At 70.5% G+C, this 21,131-nt stretch carries 20 protein-coding genes and 1 tRNA gene; 14 read left to right on the top strand and 7 right to left on the bottom strand.

The features are described from left to right. Positions 1-190: 190 nt before the first annotated feature. A complete protein-coding gene (locus BM290_RS46385; protein ID WP_093622410.1) occupies positions 191-400 on the bottom strand; it encodes a hypothetical protein in 210 nt (69 codons plus the stop codon). Positions 401-745: 345 nt separating this feature from the next. Beyond that, positions 746-835: transfer RNA gene (locus BM290_RS46380), tRNA-Ser, on the bottom strand. Between the two features lie 115 nt (positions 836-950). On the opposite strand from BM290_RS46380, the gene deoD reads away from it, so the two are divergent. Then, the gene (gene deoD / locus BM290_RS46375; protein ID WP_093622409.1) at positions 951-1,664 is read left to right on the top strand and encodes a purine-nucleoside phosphorylase; all 714 of its coding nucleotides are present in this window, start codon (positions 951-953) and stop codon (positions 1,662-1,664) included. A 187-nt stretch (positions 1,665-1,851) separates the two neighbouring features. Here deoD and BM290_RS46370 read toward each other — a convergent pair whose 3' ends face one another. The 3 genes from BM290_RS46370 to BM290_RS46360 form a co-directional block, all read right to left on the bottom strand. After that, the gene (locus tag BM290_RS46370; protein WP_373871156.1) at positions 1,852-2,286 is read right to left on the bottom strand and encodes a nucleoside deaminase; all 435 of its coding nucleotides are present in this window, start codon (positions 2,284-2,286) and stop codon (positions 1,852-1,854) included. Positions 2,287-2,294: 8 nt separating this feature from the next. Continuing rightward, a complete protein-coding gene (locus BM290_RS46365) occupies positions 2,295-2,798 on the bottom strand; it encodes a tRNA adenosine deaminase-associated protein (RefSeq protein ID WP_093622408.1) in 504 nt (167 codons plus the stop codon). 363 nt (positions 2,799-3,161) lie between these two features. After that, the gene (locus BM290_RS46360; protein ID WP_093622407.1) at positions 3,162-3,560 is read right to left on the bottom strand and encodes a hypothetical protein; all 399 of its coding nucleotides are present in this window, start codon (positions 3,558-3,560) and stop codon (positions 3,162-3,164) included. An 84-nt stretch (positions 3,561-3,644) separates the two neighbouring features. Here BM290_RS46360 and BM290_RS46355 point away from each other — a divergent pair, with 84 nt between their 5' ends. Genes BM290_RS46355 through BM290_RS46345 form a run of 3 tightly spaced genes read left to right on the top strand, consistent with a single transcriptional unit; the run spans position 3,645 to position 5,968 of the window. Further along, the gene (locus tag BM290_RS46355) at positions 3,645-4,403 is read left to right on the top strand and encodes a M23 family metallopeptidase (protein ID WP_093622406.1); all 759 of its coding nucleotides are present in this window, start codon (positions 3,645-3,647) and stop codon (positions 4,401-4,403) included. A gap of 10 nt (positions 4,404-4,413) precedes the next feature. Next, complete coding sequence (locus BM290_RS46350; RefSeq protein WP_093622405.1) at positions 4,414-5,358, top strand: prephenate dehydrogenase/arogenate dehydrogenase family protein; 945 nt, start codon at positions 4,414-4,416, stop codon at positions 5,356-5,358. Positions 5,359-5,398: 40 nt separating this feature from the next. Beyond that, entirely contained in the window at positions 5,399-5,968 is a 570-nt protein-coding gene (locus BM290_RS46345) for a DinB family protein (RefSeq protein WP_093622404.1), read from the top strand. On the opposite strand, the gene mtnA is transcribed toward BM290_RS46345, so the two are convergent. Both mtnA and BM290_RS46335 read right to left on the bottom strand, forming a co-directional pair. Next, positions 5,965-6,927, bottom strand: a complete 963-nt coding sequence (gene mtnA, locus BM290_RS46340; protein ID WP_093622403.1) for an S-methyl-5-thioribose-1-phosphate isomerase — start codon at positions 6,925-6,927, stop codon at positions 5,965-5,967. The genes BM290_RS46345 and mtnA overlap by 4 nt on opposite strands. A gap of 2 nt (positions 6,928-6,929) precedes the next feature. Then, positions 6,930-8,777: a M48 family metallopeptidase gene (locus BM290_RS46335; protein WP_093622402.1), complete on the bottom strand. Its 1,848-nt coding sequence runs from the start codon at positions 8,775-8,777 to the stop codon at positions 6,930-6,932. Positions 8,778-8,874: 97 nt separating this feature from the next. Here BM290_RS46335 and BM290_RS46330 point away from each other — a divergent pair, with 97 nt between their 5' ends. The 10 genes from BM290_RS46330 (at position 8,875) to BM290_RS46285 (ending at position 21,126) form a co-directional block, all read left to right on the top strand. Next, on the top strand, positions 8,875-9,825 hold the full coding sequence (locus BM290_RS46330; protein WP_093622401.1) for a hypothetical protein: 951 nt from the start codon (positions 8,875-8,877) through the stop codon (positions 9,823-9,825). A 16-nt stretch (positions 9,826-9,841) separates the two neighbouring features. Then, positions 9,842-10,903: a PHP domain-containing protein gene (locus BM290_RS46325; protein ID WP_093622400.1), complete on the top strand. Its 1,062-nt coding sequence runs from the start codon at positions 9,842-9,844 to the stop codon at positions 10,901-10,903. A 21-nt stretch (positions 10,904-10,924) separates the two neighbouring features. Next, positions 10,925-12,595 (top strand): DUF885 domain-containing protein, encoded by a 1,671-nt coding sequence (locus BM290_RS46320; protein ID WP_093622399.1) that lies wholly within the window; start codon positions 10,925-10,927, stop codon positions 12,593-12,595. A gap of 474 nt (positions 12,596-13,069) precedes the next feature. Next, positions 13,070-14,113, top strand: a complete 1,044-nt coding sequence (locus BM290_RS46315; RefSeq protein WP_143134226.1) for a hypothetical protein — start codon at positions 13,070-13,072, stop codon at positions 14,111-14,113. 2 nt (positions 14,114-14,115) lie between these two features. Next, positions 14,116-17,127, top strand: coding sequence for a HAMP domain-containing sensor histidine kinase (locus BM290_RS46310; RefSeq protein WP_093622397.1), 3,012 nt, complete (start codon positions 14,116-14,118; stop codon positions 17,125-17,127). Next, the gene (locus BM290_RS46305; RefSeq protein WP_093622396.1) at positions 17,124-17,570 is read left to right on the top strand and encodes a roadblock/LC7 domain-containing protein; all 447 of its coding nucleotides are present in this window, start codon (positions 17,124-17,126) and stop codon (positions 17,568-17,570) included. Before BM290_RS46310 ends, BM290_RS46305 begins: the two co-directional genes overlap by 4 nt. Further along, complete coding sequence (locus BM290_RS46300; protein ID WP_093622395.1) at positions 17,567-18,028, top strand: DUF742 domain-containing protein; 462 nt, start codon at positions 17,567-17,569, stop codon at positions 18,026-18,028. Before BM290_RS46305 ends, BM290_RS46300 begins: the two co-directional genes overlap by 4 nt. Next, a complete protein-coding gene (locus tag BM290_RS46295) occupies positions 18,006-18,632 on the top strand; it encodes a GTP-binding protein (RefSeq protein ID WP_093622394.1) in 627 nt (208 codons plus the stop codon). Before BM290_RS46300 ends, BM290_RS46295 begins: the two co-directional genes overlap by 23 nt. 122 nt (positions 18,633-18,754) lie before the next feature. Beyond that, a complete protein-coding gene (locus BM290_RS46290) occupies positions 18,755-19,519 on the top strand; it encodes a hypothetical protein (protein ID WP_093622393.1) in 765 nt (254 codons plus the stop codon). 278 nt (positions 19,520-19,797) lie between these two features. Beyond that, positions 19,798-21,126, top strand: coding sequence for a glycosyltransferase (locus tag BM290_RS46285; RefSeq protein ID WP_093622392.1), 1,329 nt, complete (start codon positions 19,798-19,800; stop codon positions 21,124-21,126). Positions 21,127-21,131 lie beyond the last annotated feature (5 nt).

The raw sequence follows: 21,131 nt of genomic DNA, 5'->3' as shown, positions 1-21,131 counted from the left end.
CCACAAGGGCAAATGACAGCCCTCACCCCGCACCACGAACACACCCACACCACACCGCCAGACCACCCTGCCCAAAGAACGGTCAAAACACGAGGCGAACGGGCCGGACCCCAGTGGGGTCCGGCCCGTTCGAGGCTGGCCGGGGTCGGTCAAGCATTTGCGGCGCAGCCGGGGGGCTCCTGGCGCGACCTCAGAGTTCGCGCCACCGCCAGCGTGGACCACGCCACGCGTCGGCAAGGATCATCGCTGATGCCTTGCCGGGGCACTGCTGCACCTTCGACTTGCCCTCGGGGCCGCCCATCTGGGCCTCGACCTCCCAGAGACTGCCGTCGGTGCGGACGTAGACGTCTCGGCGCGCGAGCCGGACGTCGCCATTCCACCAGTGATGCTCAACTCTCACGTGACAAATCTAGGACAGACATCGACAGATCTGCGTAGGGCGATTCTGCGAAAGTTTCTCGACGCCCGGTCGGAACCACATTGTCTGATCCGGTGTATTTGGCCCGCGTGACTTGCGCAACACCCTACGTTTTAGGGCCGTCCACATCCGGCTACACACCGTAATTTCGCGCTCTGAGCTGGGGACGAAACACTACCGTTACATCCGCGGCGCTGATCATGGAGAACAGCCGAACGGACGAGCCCTCGCTCCGGCGCTCGGGGGACCCGCCCGACGGGCACGGACAGTAACAGCCCTCCGGGCAGAAAACCAGAGAGCCCGATCCATGAGGATCGGGCTCTCTCCTGGCGGTGGCGGCGGGATTTGAACCCGCGGAGGGCGTAAACCCTCACACGCTTTCGAGGCGTGCTCCTTAGGCCACTCGGACACACCACCGGGAAGTACGTTACCGGACGCCGCAACGGCTTTGTCGTGGGGTCACCCATAACTCAGCGCGACCCCGTTGACCTGGCAAGATCGACGCTCTGGCCACAGAAAACGGAGGATTGAGATGAGCGTGCACATCGGCGGCAAGCCGGGCGACATCGCCGAGCGGGTGCTGCTGCCCGGCGACCCCATGCGGGCCAAGTGGATCGCCGAGACGTTCCTCGAGGACGCGGTCTGTTACACCCAGGTCCGCGGGATGCTCGGTTTCACCGGCACCTGGCAGGGCGTCCGGGTCTCGGTGCAGGGCTCCGGCATGGGTATGCCGTCGGCGTCCATCTACACCCACGAGCTGATCAACGAGTACGGCGTGCAGTCCGTGATCCGGATCGGCTCCTGCGGGGCCCTCGCCATGGACCTGAACCTCGGCGACGTGATCGCCGCGATCGGCTCGGCGACCGACTCCAACATGAACCGGACCCGCTTCGACGGCCTGGTCGACTACGCGCCGGTGGCCGATTTCGGTCTGCTGCGCACCGCCGTGGATGCGGCCGAGGCCCTCGGCACCCCGATCCGGGTGGGCCCGATCCTGGCCGCGGACGCGTTCTACACCGACCGCCCCGACCTCTACGACAGCCTCGCCGACTACGGCGTCCTGGCGGTCGAGATGGAGTCGGCGGCCATCTACACGATCGCGGCCCGCTACAAGGCGAAGGCCCTCACGATCCTCACCGTCTCCGACCACATCAAGCGGGGCGAGGCGATGGACTCCGCCCAGCGCGAGCAGGGCTTCACCAACATGGTCAAAATCGGCCTCAACACCGCGATCGCCGACGCCTGAAGAGCAAACCCTTCATCCGGTACGAGCCACACCTCCCGCGCCGGACCACGCCGCCCCGAGCCTGTCCCCGCGACGTGACTGCCCGCTCCCGGCCGCACAGCGACCGCCGGGCACATGCGGTGGTTCCCCGGGGCGAGGACGGCTTGCGGGCAGCGCTGTTGCAGCGGGCCGGAACGGCGGCGGCGGTTCAGCGGAAGAAGTCCCGGAGCATGACGGCGCACTCGGGCTCCAGGACGCCGGCGTAGACCTCGGGACGATGGTTGAGGCGGGTGTCGCGGACGACGTCCCAGAGAGAGCCGACAGCGCCCGTCTTGGGCTCCCAGGCGCCGAAGACCAGCGTGGCGATCCGGGCCAGCACCAGCGCCCCGGCACACATGGTGCACGGTTCCAGGGTGACCACGAGGGTGCAGCCGGCCAGGCGCCACGTGCCCAGGCGTTCGGCGGCCCGACGCAGGGCCAGCACCTCGGCGTGGCCGGTCGGGTCGCCGGTGAGTTCGCGTTCGTTCCCGGCGGCGCCGAGTTCGGCGCCGTCGGGGCCGAGGACGATCGCCCCGACCGGGACGTCCTCGGGCGAGGTGGACGCGACGGCGAGCGCCCGCCGCATCCACTCCTCGTGCTGCAGGCGGCGTATCACGCCTCGCGCAGCTCCTCCATCTCGTCGCCGCACCCGATCTTCTGGCAGATCTCGGCGGTGACGTCGGACGGCAGCATCCCCTCCATGGCGCAGAGGGCGAGCAGCCGCTGGGCGCTGAGGCCCAGATCGCCGAGCAGTTCGGCGTCGCCGACCGGGTCGGCGTCCGGGTCCACCGGCTTCTCCTCGTCGTCCCCCGCGGCCAGATCGTCCAGCCCGAGGGCCGGCGTCTCGATCTCGCCGAGCAGCACGGAACCGATCCGTGACTCCTCGGCGAAGCCCGAGTCCGAGCCGAAGACCCGCAGGTCCTCACCCTCGTCCAGGCGCAGGATGGCGAGGTACTCGTCGTCGCTCTCGACGAACAACACCGCGAGGTCGGCGTCCGGCTCGGTGTCCCGGAGCGCGTCCACCACCTCGTCGATGTCGGCCAGGCCCGTAAGGTCCAGCTCCGACGCCGTCCAACCGTTCTTGCTGCGGGCGACGGCGGCAGCGAAAATCGACACGATTTCCCCCAACACGACTTTTGTCTCTCAGCGCCTGACGGTAGCGGGTGCGGCGGCGGGCGCATCGCGCCACGCCTTGACGGATCTGAAGTCAGTTCATCGGACGGCGGCGCGTCGCGATCAACTCACGGAGCCGGAGACCACGCAGACGGGACGACGGCATCGACTCGCGTGTCGATTTCGCCTGGGCCAGAGCGGCCAGCAGCTCAAGGCGGCGACGGCTGCGATCAGGGTCCAGCCGTTGTGGCGAGGGGGCCATGCGACCGAGAGTGCGGCAGCCGCGCGGCGTTAGTCAAGGGTCGATCAGCATGTCGGCAGACCCACTGCTCAGGGCTACCAAGAGGGCACATCGGGTGGCGGAGATCACCACAACGGCCAGTCCATGACGGTGATCCAGTGGAGCGTGACGAAGAACATGGCGACGGACAGCGCCACCCCGCTCGCCACGGCCACGCCGACCGCCACACCCCGGTCGCCGAGCAGCGCCAGCACCACGGCGACGGCCCAGGCGGCCAGGGCGGCACCGATGGTCCACCACGCATACGACCCGAGACCGCTCCCGAGGCTGCCGAACAACACGAACCAGACGGTCGTGGCGGCCAGACCGCTGACCACCGGCCCGGCCGAGACGGGGTGCGGCTCGCGGTAGACCGGCCGGGGCGGCAGGCCGGTGAACATCGGGGGCGGCGGGAGATCACGCGGCGGCACATAACCGGGCGGTGGTGGTGCGGCCGCGGGCCACGAAACCTGACGGTCTGCCATCCCACTCCTCCTCTGCGTGTTCGCCCTGCCAGCCTAGCCATCGGCGGGCCTGCACGATCTCCGGTCTTCTGCCAGGATGGCGCGGTGCGCCTACTCCGTACCCTCTCCGGTCTGACGCTCGCGGCCGTCTGCCTCGCCGGCTGCGGCGGCGGTGACGGGGCGGCTTCACCGGGCACGACCCCGCAGTTCGTCGATCCGGCCACGCCGTCGTCGACCACCGAGCCGGCCGCGACGAGCGCCGCTCCGCCGGCGTCGGCATCCGCGGCGGCGAGCCCGAGCGCGAGCGCCAAGGCGAAGCCGAAGCCGAGCGCGTCGGAGAGCGCCGGGACCACCTCGGTGAAGTACGTGTTCCCGGTCGACGCGTCGAACGTGGACTGGAGCAACACGCACTCGAAGTATCCGGCGACCGACATCTTCGTCAACTGCGGTTCGCGGTTCGTGGCCACCACGAGCGGCACGGTTCTGGAGATCAGCCTCACCGACCGCTACGTCGAGGGCAACCCGGACGGGCCGAACAACGGTGGCCTGTCGGTGTCGATCGAGGGTGACGACGGGGTCCGCTACTACGGGTCGCACCTGAGCAAGGTCCAGTCCGGCATCAAGGCCGGGGTCCGGGTCAAGGCGGGGCAGCTGCTCGGCATGACCGGCAAGACCGGCAACTCCAGCGGGGTCTGCCACCTGCACTACGGCATCTCGCCGCCGTGCGCGAGGACCGGCGACTGGAAGGTGCGGCGCGGGGTCGTCTGGCCGTACACCTATCTGGCGTCGTGGCGCAAGGGCGGCCAGAAGAGCCCGGTGGCGACGGTCGGCACCTGGGCGAAGGAGAGCGGCTGCAAGGCCTAGAGTCGTCGGTGTGCGTATTGCGGTCATCGGGCTGGGGCTGATCGGCGGGTCGCTGCTGCGGGCGCTGGCGAAGGCCGGGCACGACGTGGTGGGCTTCGACGCCGATCCGGCCACCGGTGAGCTGGCCCGTGCGGCCGGGTTCGAGATCGCGGGGTCGGTTCGCGAGACGGTTGCCGGCAGTGCTGTGGCAGTCGTGGCCGTACCCCTGCCGATCTTGCCGCAAGTGGTCGCCGACCTGGACGGATATGACGGCCTGGTGACCGATGTGACGTCGGTGAAGGGTCCCGTCAGGGACCTGATGGCGGGCCGGCGGTTCGTCGGCGGGCATCCGATGGCCGGTAAGGAGACGTCCGGGTTCGCGGCGTCCGAGGCCGGGTTGTTCGAGGGTTGTGCCTGGGTGTTGTGCCTGGAGCCGCACGGCCCCGACCTCGGCGACTGGCTGTCGCTGGCCGGGTTGTTCACCGGGCTGGGCGCGCGGGTGGTGCCGGTGACCGCGACCGAGCACGACACCGCGGTGGCACAGATCAGTCACGTGCCGCACCTGTTCGCCGCCGTGCTGGCCGAGCAGTTGCTGTCCAATCCGCTGGCCGGCGCGCTGGCGGCCGGTTCGTTCCGGGACGGCACCCGGGTCGCCGCCACCCGGCCGGAACTGATCGCGGCGATGTGCGGCGGCAACTGGAGCGCGGTGCATCGGGAGCTGCACCGGCTCATCGGTGAGCTCGAGCAGCTGGCGGGAGTTCTGGAGTCGCGCGACCCGGTCGGCGAGCTGACCTTCCACCTGGGGCGAGCGTCCGCGGCCCGGCGGTCCTGGCCGGCGACGGCGGGCCGGCCGGAGACGATCGCGGCGGATGTTCAGGCGCTTCTGGCGCTGGGCCGCGCGGGCGGTTGGGTGACCGAGGTGAAAGGTCGCGAACTTGTCGGGAAGCGGCCAGAACCTGACCGCTATCTTCCCTAACGTTGGCGGTGTCCACGACGTCAGCCGCAGGGAGTCTCCGATGCCCGGTCAGGTCCGCCCCGTCACCGACGAGCAGGACGGTCTGCTCGCCTACCTCGCCCAGATGCGTTACGTGCTCAAACTGACCGCGTACGGTCTGACGCCCGAGCAGCTGCGGGCCACGCCGAGCGCCAGCTCCCTCAGCGTGGCCGGGCTGATCAAGCATGTCGCCACCACCGAGGAGAACTGGATGGCGATCGTGCGACGTGAGGAGCAGCCGGTCGACTACGGCGCCTACGAGCGCAACTTCGTGCTCGGCGACGACGAGACGGCCGAGGAGCTGTTCGCGATGTACGACCGGGTGGCCGAGGCGACCGAGAAGACGGTCCGGGACATCGCGGACCTCGACCACCCGGTGCCGATCGACCACTCGGTGCCGTGGAACCCGAAGGAGTACGACGCCTGGTCACTGCGCTGGGTGCTGCTGCACCTGATCCAGGAGACCGCGCGGCACACGGGGCACGCCGACGTCATCCGGGAGACCGTCGACGGCGCCACCGCGTACCCGCTGATGGCCGCCGCCGAAGGATGGCCGGAGAGCCCCTGGATGAAGCCCTGGAAGAAGGCCTAAGGTTTCTCGCCCCGATCGACCCGGATCACGCGGCGGTCCGTGACGATCGCGGTGACCAGGTCGAACGGGGTGATGTCGAAGGCCGGGTTCACCGCCTCGCCCCAGGCGGTGACCTCGGCCGAACCGCGGTCCTCGATCTCCACCTGCGCGCCGGACACGGTGTCGTGATCGACGGTGGACTCCGGCGCGACCACCACGAACGGGATGCCGGCCCGCCGGGCGCCGAGCGCGTGCGAGTACGTCCCGATCTTGTTGATCACGTCGCCGTTGGCGCAGATCCGGTCGGCGCCGAGGATCACCGCGTCGACCTCGCCGCGGGCCATCAGGAACGGGCCGGCCGAGTCGACGGCGACCCGGTGCTCGATGCCCCACCGGGTCAGCTCCCACGAGGTGAGCCGGGCGCCCTGCAGCAGCGGCCGGGTCTCGCTGGCGATCACTCCGGCGAGCCGCCCGCGCCGGTGCAGTTCGCCGACCACGCCGAGGGCGGTGCCGACGGTCACCGCGGCGAGCGCCCCGGTGTTGCAGTGGGTGAGCAGCCGGGGCCGGGCCCCGCACAGCTCGGCGACCAGGTCGGCGCCGAGCCGCGCCATCGCGTCGGAGGCGGCGATCTCCTCGTCCCGCACGGCGCACGCCTCGGCGAGGACGGCCTCCGGCCCGTGCGGGATCAGGGCGGCGGCCCGTCGCGCGCCGCGGGCCAGGTTCACCGCCGTCGGGCGCGCGGTCTCCACCTTCTGTACGGCCACCGCCAGCGCCACCGGATCGTCGACGTGGATCCGGGCCGCCAGCGCGACACCGAACGCCCCGGCCACCCCCAGCGCCGGAGCGCCGCGGACGGCCAGCGACTGGATCGCCGCGATCAGCTCGCCCACGGTGTGCAGCCGCAGTACGCGTTCCTCACCGGGCAGAGCCGTCTGATCGATGATCTCGACAGCCCCGCCGACCCAGTCGATGGTCCGCACCGCTACTCCGTCCGTCCGTTGATCCGGTTCAGCACGGCCTCCAGGGTGTCCCGGCTCTTGCCGAGCTGGTCACTCGCCCAGCGCTCCTTGATGGACACCGTGACGCCGCCGTGCAGGTCCAGCTCGGCGTTGATCGGGACGGCCTTGGTGATCCGGGTCGCGGTGACCTCCTCGTACGGCACGAACCGGTAGTGCTGGGCGAGGACCGCCGGGTCGTTGTTGGACAGCAGCTCGTGCAGCCGCTTCTCGCCCTCGCTGCTGCTCTTCGGCGCGGGCACGAAGAGGAACCCGCGGTCCAGCAGGATCAGGTCGTGCTCCTGCTCGTCGACGCGCACGTTGGCCATCGCGCCGATGACGTCGGCGCCGCTCGCGGTCGCCTTGGCCTCGACGACCCGGGCCGCCTCGACGTGGATGCCGATCGCGGCGAGCCGCTGCCGGGCCTCGCCGACGGTCGCCGGGGAGACGGCGAGCTTGGCGATCTCGGCGTAGTCGACCGGCCGGCCCTCGCCGTCGACCAGCTGGGCCGGGGCGGACCAGGAGTGCTGCCAGCGGGCCGCGCCGGAACGCACCGCGGCCAGGGTGATCAGGTCGTCCATCGGGTCGGCGAACGCGGCGGCCGCCTCGTCACGGCCGGCGTCCGGGAAGAACTCGGCGGCCAGCTCGCCCAGCCGGCCGCTCGCGACCAGCTCGAAGATCTCGGCCAGCCCGGCCTCCGGAACGCCGAGGCGCCGGGCGGCGGACCGGAACACCCGGTCGGCGCGGCGCTGCTGGACCGCGATGATCGACGCGGCGGTGAAATCGGACCAGGGCAGCACGGTCCGCGGGCCGAAGTCGACGACGGCCGCCTGCAGAGCCAGCCCGGCGCCGTCGAGCTGCGGCAGCAGGGTCGCGGCCGGACGCCGGTCGGGTGCGTGCTCCGCCGGCGGCAGGGCGCGCATGGCCTCGATCCGCACACCGATCGCCGGGTGGGTGTCCCAGCGCGAGGTCTCGCTGTCCGGCTCCTGATCACGCAGCCGGGCCAGTTCCTCGGTACGCGCCGCGTAGAGCTGCCCGAAGCCGCCGAAGATGTCGTCCGGGGCGTACCCGTGCTCCCAGCCGTAGGCGACGTACCGTCCGAAGTAGAAGTCCCAGGCCGCGTCGACGACCGGCAGCTCGCGCATGGCGCTGACCGCCGCGTCGACCCCGGCCACCCGCACCGACACCTGGTCGGCCTCGAACTCCTGCCGCCGGGTCACCGCGTTGCTGACCAGCAGGTAGAGCATGCCGTAGCCCTTGAAGACCCAGCCGAACACGTTCCACCGGCCGACCCGGCTCAGCGTCTCGTGCATGGCGGCCCGGCCGCGGTAGGCGACCGCGGAGAGCCGGGTGTGCGAGCCGGAGTAGTGGCCGAGCTCGTGCGCGAGCACCGAGCGCAACTGGTCGACGGTGAAGGTCTGCAGCAGCGGCATGCCGAGGTAGAGCCGCCGGGTGCCGCCGATCAGGCCGAGCGCCTTGGTGTCCTCACTGACCGCGGCGTTGACCTCGGGGACCAGGCGGATCTCGTCGGGCGCGCGGGTGCCGGCCTCGGCGGCCATCTCGCGGACCGTCCGCCACAGCTCGGGCGCCTGCTCGTGGCTCAGGAGCAGGCCCTCGGGCTCACCCGGCTGGGCCCGGATCGCCTTCCACAGACCGACGAGCACCGCACCGACCGCGGCCAGCAGCAGCCAGCTGAGCTTGGCCGCTCCGGCGCCGTGCATGTGCGTCCAGATCTCGTACAGCAGCCAGCCGACCACGGCCAGCTGGAGCAGGCCCAGCACGTAGAAGCCGACAAGCATGGCCACCGAGACGGCGGCGCGTAGCGCGGTTGACATGACCGTTCGTTTCCTCCCCCGTACGGCCGCCCGATCGAGCGGCCGTCGGACGGTACCGATCTCGATATCCGCTGGGCAAGACCAATAGGATCAACACATGTGGCCGTTCTCGCGGGTACCGCACATCGACCCGACGCACGGCGACCCCCGGGCACGGGCGCTGATCCACGCTCTGACCACACGGGACCGGGAGACCGTCCGTGGGGTCTTCGCGTCGCTGCCCGACCCGGACGGGCGTGCCTACCTCATGGAGTTCGCCAGCGACGTCCCCGGCGTGCAGGACTGGATCGGCCAGTGGGTCGCGGACGAGCCGGGCTCGACGTTGCCGCTGCTGATCCAGGGCTGCCGTGGGGTGGCGTGGGCGTGGGAGGCGCGCGGCTCGGCGTATGCGGAGGACACGTCGAAGGAGCAGTTCGCCGGGTTCTTCGAGCGGCTCGCAGTCGCCGAGGCGTGCCTGAAGGAGGTCACCGAGCGGGATCCGGCCGACACCACGGCGTGGACCTGGCTGACCCTTTCGGCACGCGGGTCGCAGGTCGGGCGGGACGAGGCGGCGGCCCGGTTCAACGCGGTCGTCAAGCACGCGCCGGAGCACCTGATCGCCCACGAGCAGCGGCTGCAGTACCTCTGTGACAAGTGGTTCGGCAGCCACGCCGAGATGTTCGCCTTCGCCCGTGAGGCGCTGGCCCGGTCGACGCCGGGCGGGCTGCTGCCGACCCTGATGGCCGACGCCCACCTGGAGTACTGGTTGCGCCTGCCCTCCGGTGAGGACCAGGAGCACATCCGCAGCGCCGCGGCCCGGCAGGACCTGGTGGTGGCGGCCCAGCACTCGGTGCTCAACGCCGGCTTCCGGCCGGTCTTCGGCTGGCCGGCCCGGGCCAACGGCCTCGCCATGATGCTCTACCTGGCCGGGGAGTACGGGTGGGCCGCGAGCGTCTTCGACCGGATCGGCGACCACGTCACCAAGTACCCGTGGCACTACATCAGCACCGGTGACCCGGCGAGGAGATTCGTCGGCGCCCGCAAGGATGCGTACGCCTTCGGCCGCTGACACCTAGGCTGGCGGCATGCCGTCGCCTCGTGATCCGGTCGCCGATCTGCGGCGCATCGCGTTTCTGCTGGAGCGGGCCAACGAGGCCACCTACCGGGTGCGCGCGTTCCGGTCGGCCGCCGCGGCGGTCGCGAAGACGCCGCACGACGAGCTGGTCGCCCGGGCCGAGGCCGGCACCCTGGCGAAACTGGCCGGTGTCGGCGAGGTCACGGCCCGCTGCGTGACCGAGTCGCTGGCCGGCGAGGAGCCGGTCTATCTGCGCCGGATCACCGCGACCGAGGGCGCCGACCTGCCGGCGGAGGCGGCCGCGATCCGGGCGGCGTTGCGCGGCGACTGCCATGTGCACTCCGACTGGTCCGACGGCGGGTCGCCGATCGAGGAGATGGCGCTGGCCGCGGCCGACCTCGGCCACGAGTACTTCGTGCTCACCGATCATTCGCCGCGGCTCACCGTGGCCCGCGGACTGACCGCCGACCGGCTGCGCCGGCAGCTCGACCACGTGGCCCGGCTCAACGAGGCGCTGCCCGACGGCTTCCGCATCCTCACCGGCATCGAGGTGGACATCCTGGAGGACGGCGGTCTCGATCAGGAGGACGAGCTGCTGGCCCGGCTCGATCTGGTGGTCGGCTCGGTGCACAGCAAGCTGCGCGACGACTCGGCGCGGATGACCCGGCGGATGGTGACCGCGATCGCCAACCCGCATCTGGACGTTCTCGGGCACATGACCGGGCGCAAGGTGGCGGCCGCCGGCGAGGGCGACGCCGCCCACCGGACGGCGCGGACCCGGCCGCCCAGCGACTTCGACCTGGACAAGGTCGTCGCCGCGGTGCTGGAGCACGGCAAGGCCATCGAGATCAACTCGCGGCCGGACCGGCTGGATCCACCGAAGCGGATGCTCACCGTCGCCCGGGAGGCCGGCTGCCTCTTCACCATCGACACCGACGCGCACGCCCCGGGCCAGCTGGACTGGCTGGATCTCGGGTGCGAGCGTGCCGCGCTGTGCGGTGTGCCGGCCGACCGGATCGTCAACACATGGACCACCGAACGCGTCACCCAGTGGACCGCGTCACACCGTTGACGTCCCGTAGGGTCGGCACCTGTGGGACGAATTGACGCACTCGCGAACCGCTACGTCGACGAATGGGCGCCGCTGAACCCGACCGGCGCCACCGCGGCCGGCATAACCGGCTACGACGACCAGACCGACGATCTCTCCCCGGAGGGGTACGCCGCGCAGGCCGAGCTGATCCGCCGGACCGTCACCGAGCTCGACCTGATCGAGCCCGAGCACGAGTCCGAGCAGGTCGCCAAGGACGCCATGATGGAGCGCCTCGGTCTCCAGCTCGCGCAGTACGACGCGGGCTATGTCAGTACCGATGTCAGTGTCATCACCAGCGGTCTGCACGAGCTGCGCATGGTGCTCGACGTGATGCCGACCGAGGGTGAGGAGGCGGTCGCCAACATCACCACCCGGCTGAAGGCGTTCCCCCGCGCTCTCGAACAGTATCGACGGACCCTGCTGGAGGGCGCCGCCGACGGCCGGGTCAGCGCGCGTCAGCAGCTGCTGGCCGTGGCGGAGCAGTGCGAGGCGTGGACCGATCCGGCCCGCGACGACTTCTTCCACTCGCTCGCCGGCCGGCTGCAGGCCTCCGGGGCGCTCGCCGCCGAGCTGCGGCGCGGGGCGGAGGCGGCCACCGCCGCGACGGCCGCGTTCGGGACCTTCCTGCGTGACGAGCTGGCGCCGCTGGGCCGGGAGAAGGAGGCGGCCGGGCTGGAGCGGTACACGCTGGCCTCGCAGTACTTCCTCGGCGCCAAGGTCGACCTGCAGGAGACGTACCTGTGGGGTTTCGCCGAGCTGGACCGGCTGGAACGGGAGATGCGGGCGGTGTCGGCCCGGATCGCCGGGCCGGGCGCCACGATCGACGAGGCGGTGGCCGCGCTGGACGCCGACCCGGCCCGCACGATCGCCGGCAAGGAGGCCTTCCGCGACTGGATGCAGGCCCTCTCCGACCGGGCGATCACCGAGCTGAACGGCACGCACTTCGACATCGAGCCGCCGGCCCGCAAGCTGGAGTGCCGCCTCACCCCGACCAGCGACGGCGGCATCTACTACACCGGGCCCAGCGAGGACTTCTCCCGGCCGGGCCGGATGTGGTGGGCGGTGCCGGAGTCGCAGGACAAGTTCTCCACGTGGCGTGAGGTCACCACCGTGTTCCATGAGGGTGTGCCCGGCCATCACCTGCAGGTCAGCCAGACCCTGCTCCGGGCCGACTCTCTGAACCGCTGGCAGCGGCTGCTCTGCTGGTCGTCCGGGCACGGTGAGGGCTGGGCGTTGTACGCCGAGCGCCTGATGGACGAGCTCGGCTATCTGGGTGATCCCGGTGACCGGCTGGGCATGCTCGACGGCCAGTCGCTGCGGGCGGCCCGGGTGATCGTCGACATCGGCATGCACCTCGAGCTCGAGATCCCCCGTGACAATCCGTTCGGTTTCCACCCTGGCGAACGATGGACTCCGGAGCTGGGCTGGGAGTTCCTGCGGGCGCACTGCCGGATGCAGGAGGACGTCCTGCGGTTCGAGTGGAAGCGGTACCTCGGGTGGCCGGGGCAGGCGCCGTCGTACAAGATCGGCGAGCGCATCTGGCTGCAGGCCCGGGACGAGGCAAAGGCCCGCAAAGGAAGTGATTTCGACCTCAAGACGTTCCACCGCGACGCCCTGAACCTGGGGTCGCTGGGACTCGACCCACTGCGTAAGGCACTGGCCAGGATTTGAGTCATTCGGGTCTCTCCGTACCGAAACCGGTCGGAGAGGCCCACATTTTTGTGTCCAACACGTCACTCTGCGTTGAATTATTCCGCAGGGCAATCACCTGGGCACGTAAAGTGAATGCGAAGTCGCTGAGACGTAACAAATCCGAAGTAGAACTCTTATTCAGTTCTCACCGGGGCGACCGATACGATCTCCGGCGGCACCCCTCACTTGGCCCGAAAACCGCGTGGACTGCAGCGTGGCCTCTCGTACAGCGAAGTCGGGAGTGCCGCGTATCCCCCGATCAGCCGAGCGAACTCTGACCCTTGGAAAGGGGTTTTCTGAGGATTTCTCGGATAGATTGACCCGGATCGGTGCGCCCGCATGGCTACTGTCCGTAGCCCCCACTGGCCCATCGCGTGTGCATGGCGGAGGACTAAAGCAATGTCAGTCTCGGTGAACAGCCGGCGATCCCGTTTACGCTCCTCCCTCGCGGTGGTGCTGACGGTCCTCGTCGTGCTGCCGACCGCAGTCCTGTTTCTGCGTGTCCTGAACGAGAACACCACTCAGCGGGACGACACCGCCCTCAAGCAGAAGGGCATCGAGTACCTGGTCGAGATGGCGCCGCTGATCAGCGCGCTGGCCGAGTCGCAGTCCTCGGCTCTGCAGGGCGTCACCGACGAGCCGGCCTCGCTGACCGCCGCGGTCGCGCGCGTACAGGGCGTCGACGAGAAACTCGGCGGCGACCTCGACACCACGAGCCGCTGGTCCGGGCTCAAGGAGAAGATCGGGCGCCTCACCGGTCTCAGCGGCACCGCCGAGGAGATCTACGAGGCCCACCTCGAGGTCGGCGACCTCGCGCTGGAGCTCTACACCGAGATCCGGGAGAACGCGAAGCTCAACCAGGACGCGCAGAGCGACATCTGGTACCTCCAGGAGACCGTCACCGCCGACATGCCGGAGGCGGTCACCCACGTCAGCCGGATGGGCGACCTGGCGAACATGCTGGCCGCCGCCAAGAGCCAGCAGCGGGCCCAGCTCGCCGTCGAGTTCGGCGCCGAGATCATCGCCGTGCAGGAGTCGGTCTCCGAGCTGACCGACCACCTGCAGGCCGCCGCCGAGGACACCGAGAGCTCGACCCTCGCCAGCAACACGGTCAACAACCTGGACTCGTTCCGTCGTGGTGTCGAGGCCGCCAACCGTGGCGCCAACCTCGGCGGCACCCCCGACGTCTCCATCCTGGTGACCGCGCAGAGCACCCTGACCAACGCCCTGAAGGCGCTGGCCACGGTGCTGCTCAAGGAGATGTCGACCCTCCTCGACGAGCGCGCCGACGACCTCGCCTACCGCCGTGCCGAGGCCTGGGTGCTGCTCGTCGTCGCGATCGTGCTGCTGATCGTCGCCGCTTTCTGGAACAGTGTCCGTACCGCCCGGGGCAGCCGTGCGACGGCCGCCGACAGCCGTGACGTCTCGGTCCAGGGTGACAACCCGCCCGGCTTCGCCGGAGGCGGTTTCGGCGGCACGCCGGCCTGGGAGCGTTAAACGTGCTATTCGGAAAGTTCCGCATCCTGGGCAAGCTCGCCCTGCTCATCCTCGTGCCGCTGCTCGGCGTCGTCGGCCTGGCCATCCCGGTCATCTACGAGCGCATCGAGGCGGCCACCAACGCGCAGGACACCGCGGACACCGTCGAACGGGCCACCGCGGTCAGCGCGACGCTGATCGAGCTGCAGGAGGAGCGGCTGCTCTCGGTCGGTTTCCTCCTCGGCCTGGTCGACCGCCCGGCCCTGGTGCTGCAGAGCGCCGAGGCCGCCGACTCGGTGGCCCACCTCGCCGAGGACGAGGAAGCGCCGCTCCCGCTGCGCCGGGCCATCGCCGGCGCGGCCAAGCTCAACAGCACCCGGCAGAACGTGCTGAACCGCTCGATCACGCCGCCGACGGTGATCGCTGACTTCACCAGCGCGGTGAACCCGCTGATCGAGGGCCTGGGCCTGTCCACCGGCGCCGACCTGACGACCGCCGTCGGCCAGCAGGTCTACGCCCTGGACCGCGCCATGCGCTCCGACGACCTGATCAGCCAGGCGTCGTGCTGGCTGTCCGCCGCGGTGGTCGCCAACGCCCGCAGCCCGCAGGACGCGACGCTGCTGATGAGCCAGTTCACCTCGACGTTCGCCCAGATCCAGTCGATCATCACGTCGTCCCGGGTGTACTTCACCGACGCCCAGTACAAGCTGTACCTGAGCACCCAGCAGGCGTTCACCGCGCGCGTGGGTCCCAAGTTCACCGACGCGCTGGAGCGGAACCCCACGGCGGCGCTGAAGGATCTCAAGATCAGGCAGCTGTTCCCGTCGCTGGAGTCGGTGACCATCCTCGGTAGCTTCGTCGAGAAGCGCGTGGCGCAGGACGTGGGCCTGACCGTGGCCACCAACCGGTCGAGCGCCATCCAGCAGTCGGCGCTCATCGGTGGTGGCGCGTTCCTGCTCCTCGTCCTGGTGATCACGCTGTCGATCTTCATGGCCCGCGCGGTCGCCCGGCCGCTGCGGCGTCTGACCGCGTCCGCCGACCGCATCGCCCGCGAGGCCGAGTCGGAGCTCGAGCGGGTGGCCGACGACGAGGCCGAGGCCCAGGTCCGCCCGATCCGGCTGGACCCGCTCGACGTCGAGGCGCAGGACGAGATCGGCGACCTGGCGCGGGCGTTCGACCGCGTGCAGACCACCGCCGCCCGGCTGGTGCAGCGGCAGGTGGACGGCCGGCGCAACGTCGCCCAGATGTTCGGTCACGTCGGACGGCGTACCCAGAACCTGGTCGGCCGTCAGCTGTCCCTGATCGACACGCTGGAGCGCAAGGAGACCGACAGCGACCGCCTCCGCGAGCTCTACCGTCTGGACCACATGTCCAGCCGTCTCCGCCGGAACGCGTCCGCGCTGGTCGTGCTCTCCGGTGGCGCCGGCGCGAACGAGCACATGGCCCCGCTGGCCCTCTCCGACGTCGTCCGTCTCTCCCTCGGTGAGATCGAGGACTACACCCGTGTCGAGGTGGACATCCCCGAGGACATCGTCGTGGTGCCGGCCGTCCTGGCCGACCTGACGCTGCTCCTGGCCGAGCTGCTGGAGAACGCCACCACGTTCTCCCCGCCGCACACCAACGTCACGGTGAGCGCCGGCGAGCTGCGCGGCGGCGCCCGCCTCGCGATCGTCGACCACGGCCTGGGCCTCGCGCCCGAGCGTCTGGCCGAGGAAAATGCGCGACTGACCCGTCGTGAGCGCCTCGACCTGGCGCCCACCGAGGTTCTGGGTCTCTTCGTGGTCGGCCGGCTCGCCCGCCGGCACGGCATCGAGGTGACCCTGACCGACACCCCCGACGGTGGTCTGACCGCGTGGGTGGACCTGAGCCCGTCGCACCTGATCTCGCGGGTGGAGAACCTCTCGCCGATCGCCCCGCCGGCCTACCCGACGACCCCGGTCGGCGCCTTCCCGGCCGCTCCGGCGGCGCCGCAGATCCAGGCCGCCGAGATGCCGATGGCGGGCGCCTACTCGGGCGCGCTGCGGGGCAACACCACCGAGGTGGCGATCACCAGCGCCGCCGTCCGGTCGGTGCCGGGCAGCCAGCAGCCGTTCGACCCGGTGAAGCTCAGCCGGGCCACCCAGGTCGTCGAGGCCGGCACGTCGTGGAACGCGTTCGGCGGGTCCGGTGCTCCGGCGCTGGGCAGCGCTCCCGCGGACCCGTACGCCGGACAGCCGGTCTACGACGCCGAGCCGGTGTACTCGCCGGGTGTGCCGTACCAGGAGCCGGCCTACCCGTCGGCCGGTGGCTACCCGGAGCCGGTCCAGTCGTACGACATGGGCACCCCGGTCGCCGGTCGGGTTCCGGCCGCCCTGCCCGAGCTTCCCCCGGCCCAGCCCAGCTGGAGCGCCGAGGTGGCCGTGCAGCCGAGCTGGAACGTCCCGGCCCCGGCCGCCCCGGAGATCCCGGCTGCCCCGCCGGCCCCTCCGGTGATGCCGGAGCCGCAGCGCAACGGGAGCGCCGCTCCTCTGCGCCGCCGGGTCCCCGGCAGCCAGCTCCCGGCCGAGAGCGCTCCGCACCAGCTGGCCGCGCCGAAGTCGCAGGACGACGCCCTGGCCGCCCGTGCCGCGTTCGACGCCTTCGAGGCGGGTGTCGTCCGCGCCCACGACACGAGCGTGTCGCTGCCGGTGCCGGACTTCTCCGCCCCGAGCTGGGACTCCCCGGCACCGGTATCGCCCCCGCCGGCGCCGCAGCAGTGGGACACTCCGCAGTGGGAGACCCCCCAGTGGGAGACCCCGTCCGCACCGCAGCAGTGGGAGGCCCCGCCGGCTCCGCCCGCCCCGCCCGCGCCCCCGTCCTCGAACGGTGGCGCACCGCTGACCCGTCGCGTGCCGGGAGCAACCCTCCCTCGCGACGAGATGCATCAACCGATCACCCCGCCGGCCCCGTCCACGCTGGACCCCGAAGCCGCCCGGGCTCTCATGGATCAGTTCGAGTACGGAGTCGCACTCGCACTGAATGAAAGTCAGCCACAACACGAGGGACAACCGCGATGACTTCCCCTTACTCCCCCGCGCAAAGTCAGCTCAGCGCTGAAGCCAAAACCTTCAACTGGCTGCTTGACTCGTTCACCTCCGGCACCGCGGGTGTGATCGAAGCCATCGCCGTCTCCTCGGACGGCCTGCTGATGGCCATGTCGGCGATCAAGGACCGGCCCAACGCCGAGCGTCTCGCGGCCGTCGTCTCCGGCCTCACGAGCCTCGCCGGTGGCGCCGCGAGCTGGTACCGTCTCGGCGCCCTGAACCGGGTCATCATCGACATGGCGGACGGATACCTTCTGGTCACCGCGATCAGCGCCGGCTCGGTGCTGGGTGTCATCGCGGACCGTTCGGCCAACCTGGGCACGCTGGCGTACGAGATGACGCTCTTCGCGACCCGTGCCGGCGGCGCCTTGAGCCCGCGCCTGATCGCCGAGCTGAAGAACGCAGTCCAGCAGTGACCTACCCGGACCCCGACGACCCGGTAGCTCCGGCGAGACCCGGAGTCCGGCCTTTCCTGCAATCCGGTCCTCAGCACTCGACCGGTGGTTACACCCCTACCGGGGAGCAGCCGCCGGTCGAGTCCTCGACCAATACGCTGCGCCCGTTCGTCATCACGTCCGGGCGGACCGATGGAGGCGACCCCGACATCGGTATGGAGACGCAGGTGACGTTGGTGCCCGGTGCGCCACCGTCCCGGCTCTCTCCGGAAACCAGGGCGATCGTGGCCCTCTGCGAGGAGAGCCCGATCTCGGTCGCCGAGATCTCCGCACGACTGCGTCTGCACCTGGGCGTGACCCGAATCCTGGTCGGCGACCTCCGCGCCACCGGCCAGCTCGACGTCCATGTGCTGGACAACGACACACCTGACCCCGACACCATCATGCGAGTGATCCGTGGACTTCGATCCATCAGCTAACCGCGTCGTCGGTACCGCGCGCATACCCGGCGCTCCGGCGCCCAAAAAGGCGCCGGTCCCGGTCAAGATCATCGTGGCCGGCGGCTTCGGGGTCGGCAAGACGACCACCGTGGGCGCCATCTCCGAGATCTCGCCGCTGACCACCGAGGCCGAGATGACCTCGGAGTCGGTCGGCATCGACAATCCCGGCCAGGCCACGATGAAGACCGGCACGACGGTCGCGATGGACTTCGGTGTCCTCACCATCGACCAGACGCTGAAGCTGTACATCTTCGGCACGCCGGGTCAGACGCGGTTCGCCTTCATGTGGGACGACCTGGTCAAGGGCGCTCTGGGTGCGCTGGTCGTGGTCGACACCAATCGAATAGACGACTGTTATCCGGCGGTCGACTACTTCGAGCGGGCCGGCCTGCCCTTCGTGGTCGGCATCAACACCTTCAACGGGCAGATGAGCTACAGCGTCGAGGAGGTGCGGTGGGCCCTCGCGGTGCGTGAAGACGTGCCGGTCATATCCTTCGATGCGCGATTCCGTGCTTCGGTACGGGACGCTCTGCTCGTGGTCCTGGACCAGGCTCTCGACAAGGCCATTCGGATGAAGTCGTAGGGTGTGGTCCTGGTCGCCCGATGACGGTTTCCCACGGAAGCCGGAGCGGAGCGGTTCCCAAATCGGCCCGCGGAGGGGCACAGTTGGGGTATCGGGCGACCGCGTAGGAAAGAGGACGTGACGTGCGAGGCGGACTGGACGACGCGCTCGACAAGCTCGCCCGGCGGGATGAGCTGAGGCGCCGCGCCGCCGGGGAGAGCGGCGGCGGCACTCCGCCGGCGGTGACCGAGCTGGTCGAGGCGATCGCGGGCGTGGTCTCCCGCAACCCCCAGATGACGGTCACGGTCGGTGTCGAGGGCGCCGGTGATCCGGTTCTGCTGCATTTCGCGATGGCCGACGGCGTGGTCCAGGTGACCGCCGACAACGCGGTCGCGGCACGGGCCACCGAGGCGGGGCCGCGGCACGCCGACTTCGAGATCGATGTCGAGGAGCCGGTCGAGGAGCCTCCACCGGCCGCGCCGCCCCGGGCGAGCCGCGACGATCAGGACCGGTTCGGCCCGACGACCGACTTCGAGTATGTCGAGCCCACCACTGCCGAGCAGCCGTTCGTCACCAACCGGCACGAGCAGGCCTTCGGCTACGAGCAGCCGGCGGGATATGCCGAGCAGGGCAACACCACGCCGCACCCGTTCGCGCCGACACCGCCGCCTCAGGTCCCGACACAGCCGTATGCGCCGGCCGCCCATCATCAGGGCTATCCCGAGCCGCATCCGTATGCTCAGGCGTACCCCGCCCAGCACGCCGAGCCGCAGCAGCCCGGTTTCCCGGAGCCGCTCCCCGAGCCGATCCCGCTGCAGGTGGAGCGCCCGGAGGAGACCGAGATGGCGGCCCGCCGGCTGGCGGCGATGCTGCGGAGCGATCCCACCCTGCTCGACGGCCCGCAGTAGCTTCACGGTCACTTAACGTGGCCACTGAGGCATGCCCACCTGAGTCACTCTCCGCATTCGCCTGACTCCGCGCCGGAGTGGGCCCCATATGCCGGAAATGGTGCTCAACGCGCCCGGTTTCGCCTGCTGAGCGCAGTCTGAGATGTCTGGGTTCGCCCTTTTAGCCGGTCTCCTCCTCCGTTCCGATGATCGCCCTTGAGTGACGCTCGGTAGTTCCCTAATGTCCTAATACGTCCAGGGCAAATGCACGGACGGTAACGACTACGGGGGAGGTTCCGATGACCGCGTCGGACAGCTGGCAGTTCGCGGTCGCCGGCTACGCGGTCCTGCTGGCCTGGCCGATCACCACGGTGGTCCTGGTCTGGTTCGCACTCCGCTACCACGGCACGCACCGCGCCAAGGTGGTCAACCGCTCACTGGCCGGCGGCAACGGCCGGCCGGAGCACTTCTGGATCATCGTCCCGGCCCTGAACGAGGAGGCCGTCGTCGCCAACACGGTCGGCGCGGCCCTCAATCTGCGCGGCCCGGCCGGCACCCTGTCCCGGGTCCTGGTCGTCGACGACGGATCGGACGACCGCACACCCGAGGTGCTGGCGGCGATCGATCACCCCCGATTGCACATCATGCGGCGCGATCTGCCGGAGGCCCGGCAGGGCAAGGGCGAGGCGCTGAACGCCGCCTACCGCCACATCTCGATGCTGACCGCCCAGGCCGGCGTGGCCCCGGAGAAGGTGGTCGTCGGCATCATCGACGGCGACGGCCAGGGCAGCGAGAACATCCTGGTCGAGGTCTCCCGGCTGATGCGCGACGAGCGGGTCGGCGCGGCGCAGGTGCAGGTACGCATCCGCAACCGCAACCGTCTCCTCGGCGCCGTGCAGGACCTCGAGTTCGGCGCGATCGTCGACGCCTGCCAGAACATGCGGGACGCCCTGGACACCGTCGGCCTCGGTGGCAACGGCCAGTTCAGCCGGCTCTCCACACTCCAGACGCTCGGTACGGCCCCGTGGTCCAGCTGCCTCGTCGAGGACCTGGAGCTGGGCCTGCGGATGCACCTGAACGGCGTCGGGATCCGCTACACCTCCCGCGCCTCGGTGACCCAGCAGGCGGTCGTCGACGTCCGGCGCCTGACCCGCCAGCGCACCCGCTGGGCGCAGGGCAACATGCAGTGCGCCCGTTACCTGGGCCGGCTCTTCGAGTCGCCGCGGGTGGCCCGGATCGCCCTGGCCGAGATGCTGCACTACCTGCTCTCCCCGTGGGCCAACGCGATCGTCACGGTGCTGCTGATCGGCACCGGGATCGCCGGGCTGGGCGGCCTGCTCGTCGGCCACCCGATCGTCTTCATCCCGACCTGGGCCGCGCTCGGCGAGAGCCTGGGCGTGTGGCTCGGGGTCACCACCTTCCCCGGTGTGCTCTGGGCGCTGGTCCACAAACGCAAGCACGGCGACGAGGGCATGCCCCGGATGCTGACCGCCGCTCTCGCGTACCCCGCCTTCCTGATCCTCGGTCTCGCCGCCACCTATCGCGCTCTGGGCCGGCAGGCCAGCGGCCGTCAGGCCTGGGCCAAGACCGAGCGCCTCGTCGAGGAACCCCTGGCCGTCCCCGCCTGAACCCC

Source organism: Actinoplanes philippinensis (genome assembly GCF_900113015.1).
Taxonomy (GTDB): Bacteria; Actinomycetota; Actinomycetes; order Mycobacteriales; family Micromonosporaceae; genus Actinoplanes; species Actinoplanes philippinensis.
The sequence above is the reverse complement of the archived record's forward strand: the minus strand, read 5'-3'. Positions and strand labels throughout refer to the sequence as shown.

Coding starts and splice junctions, on each gene's coding strand:
- BM290_RS46330 (WP_093622401.1), top strand. CDS start 8,875: ATGTGGCCGTTCTCGCGGGTACCGCACATCGACCCGACGCACGGCGAC.
- BM290_RS46360 (WP_093622407.1), bottom strand. CDS start 3,560: ATGGCAGACCGTCAGGTTTCGTGGCCCGCGGCCGCACCACCACCGCCC.
- BM290_RS46285 (WP_093622392.1), top strand. CDS start 19,798: ATGACCGCGTCGGACAGCTGGCAGTTCGCGGTCGCCGGCTACGCGGTC.
- BM290_RS46345 (WP_093622404.1), top strand. CDS start 5,399: ATGCCCGGTCAGGTCCGCCCCGTCACCGACGAGCAGGACGGTCTGCTC.
- BM290_RS46335 (WP_093622402.1), bottom strand. CDS start 8,777: ATGTCAACCGCGCTACGCGCCGCCGTCTCGGTGGCCATGCTTGTCGGC.
- deoD (WP_093622409.1), top strand. CDS start 951: ATGAGCGTGCACATCGGCGGCAAGCCGGGCGACATCGCCGAGCGGGTG.
- BM290_RS46305 (WP_093622396.1), top strand. CDS start 17,124: ATGACTTCCCCTTACTCCCCCGCGCAAAGTCAGCTCAGCGCTGAAGCC.
- BM290_RS46325 (WP_093622400.1), top strand. CDS start 9,842: ATGCCGTCGCCTCGTGATCCGGTCGCCGATCTGCGGCGCATCGCGTTT.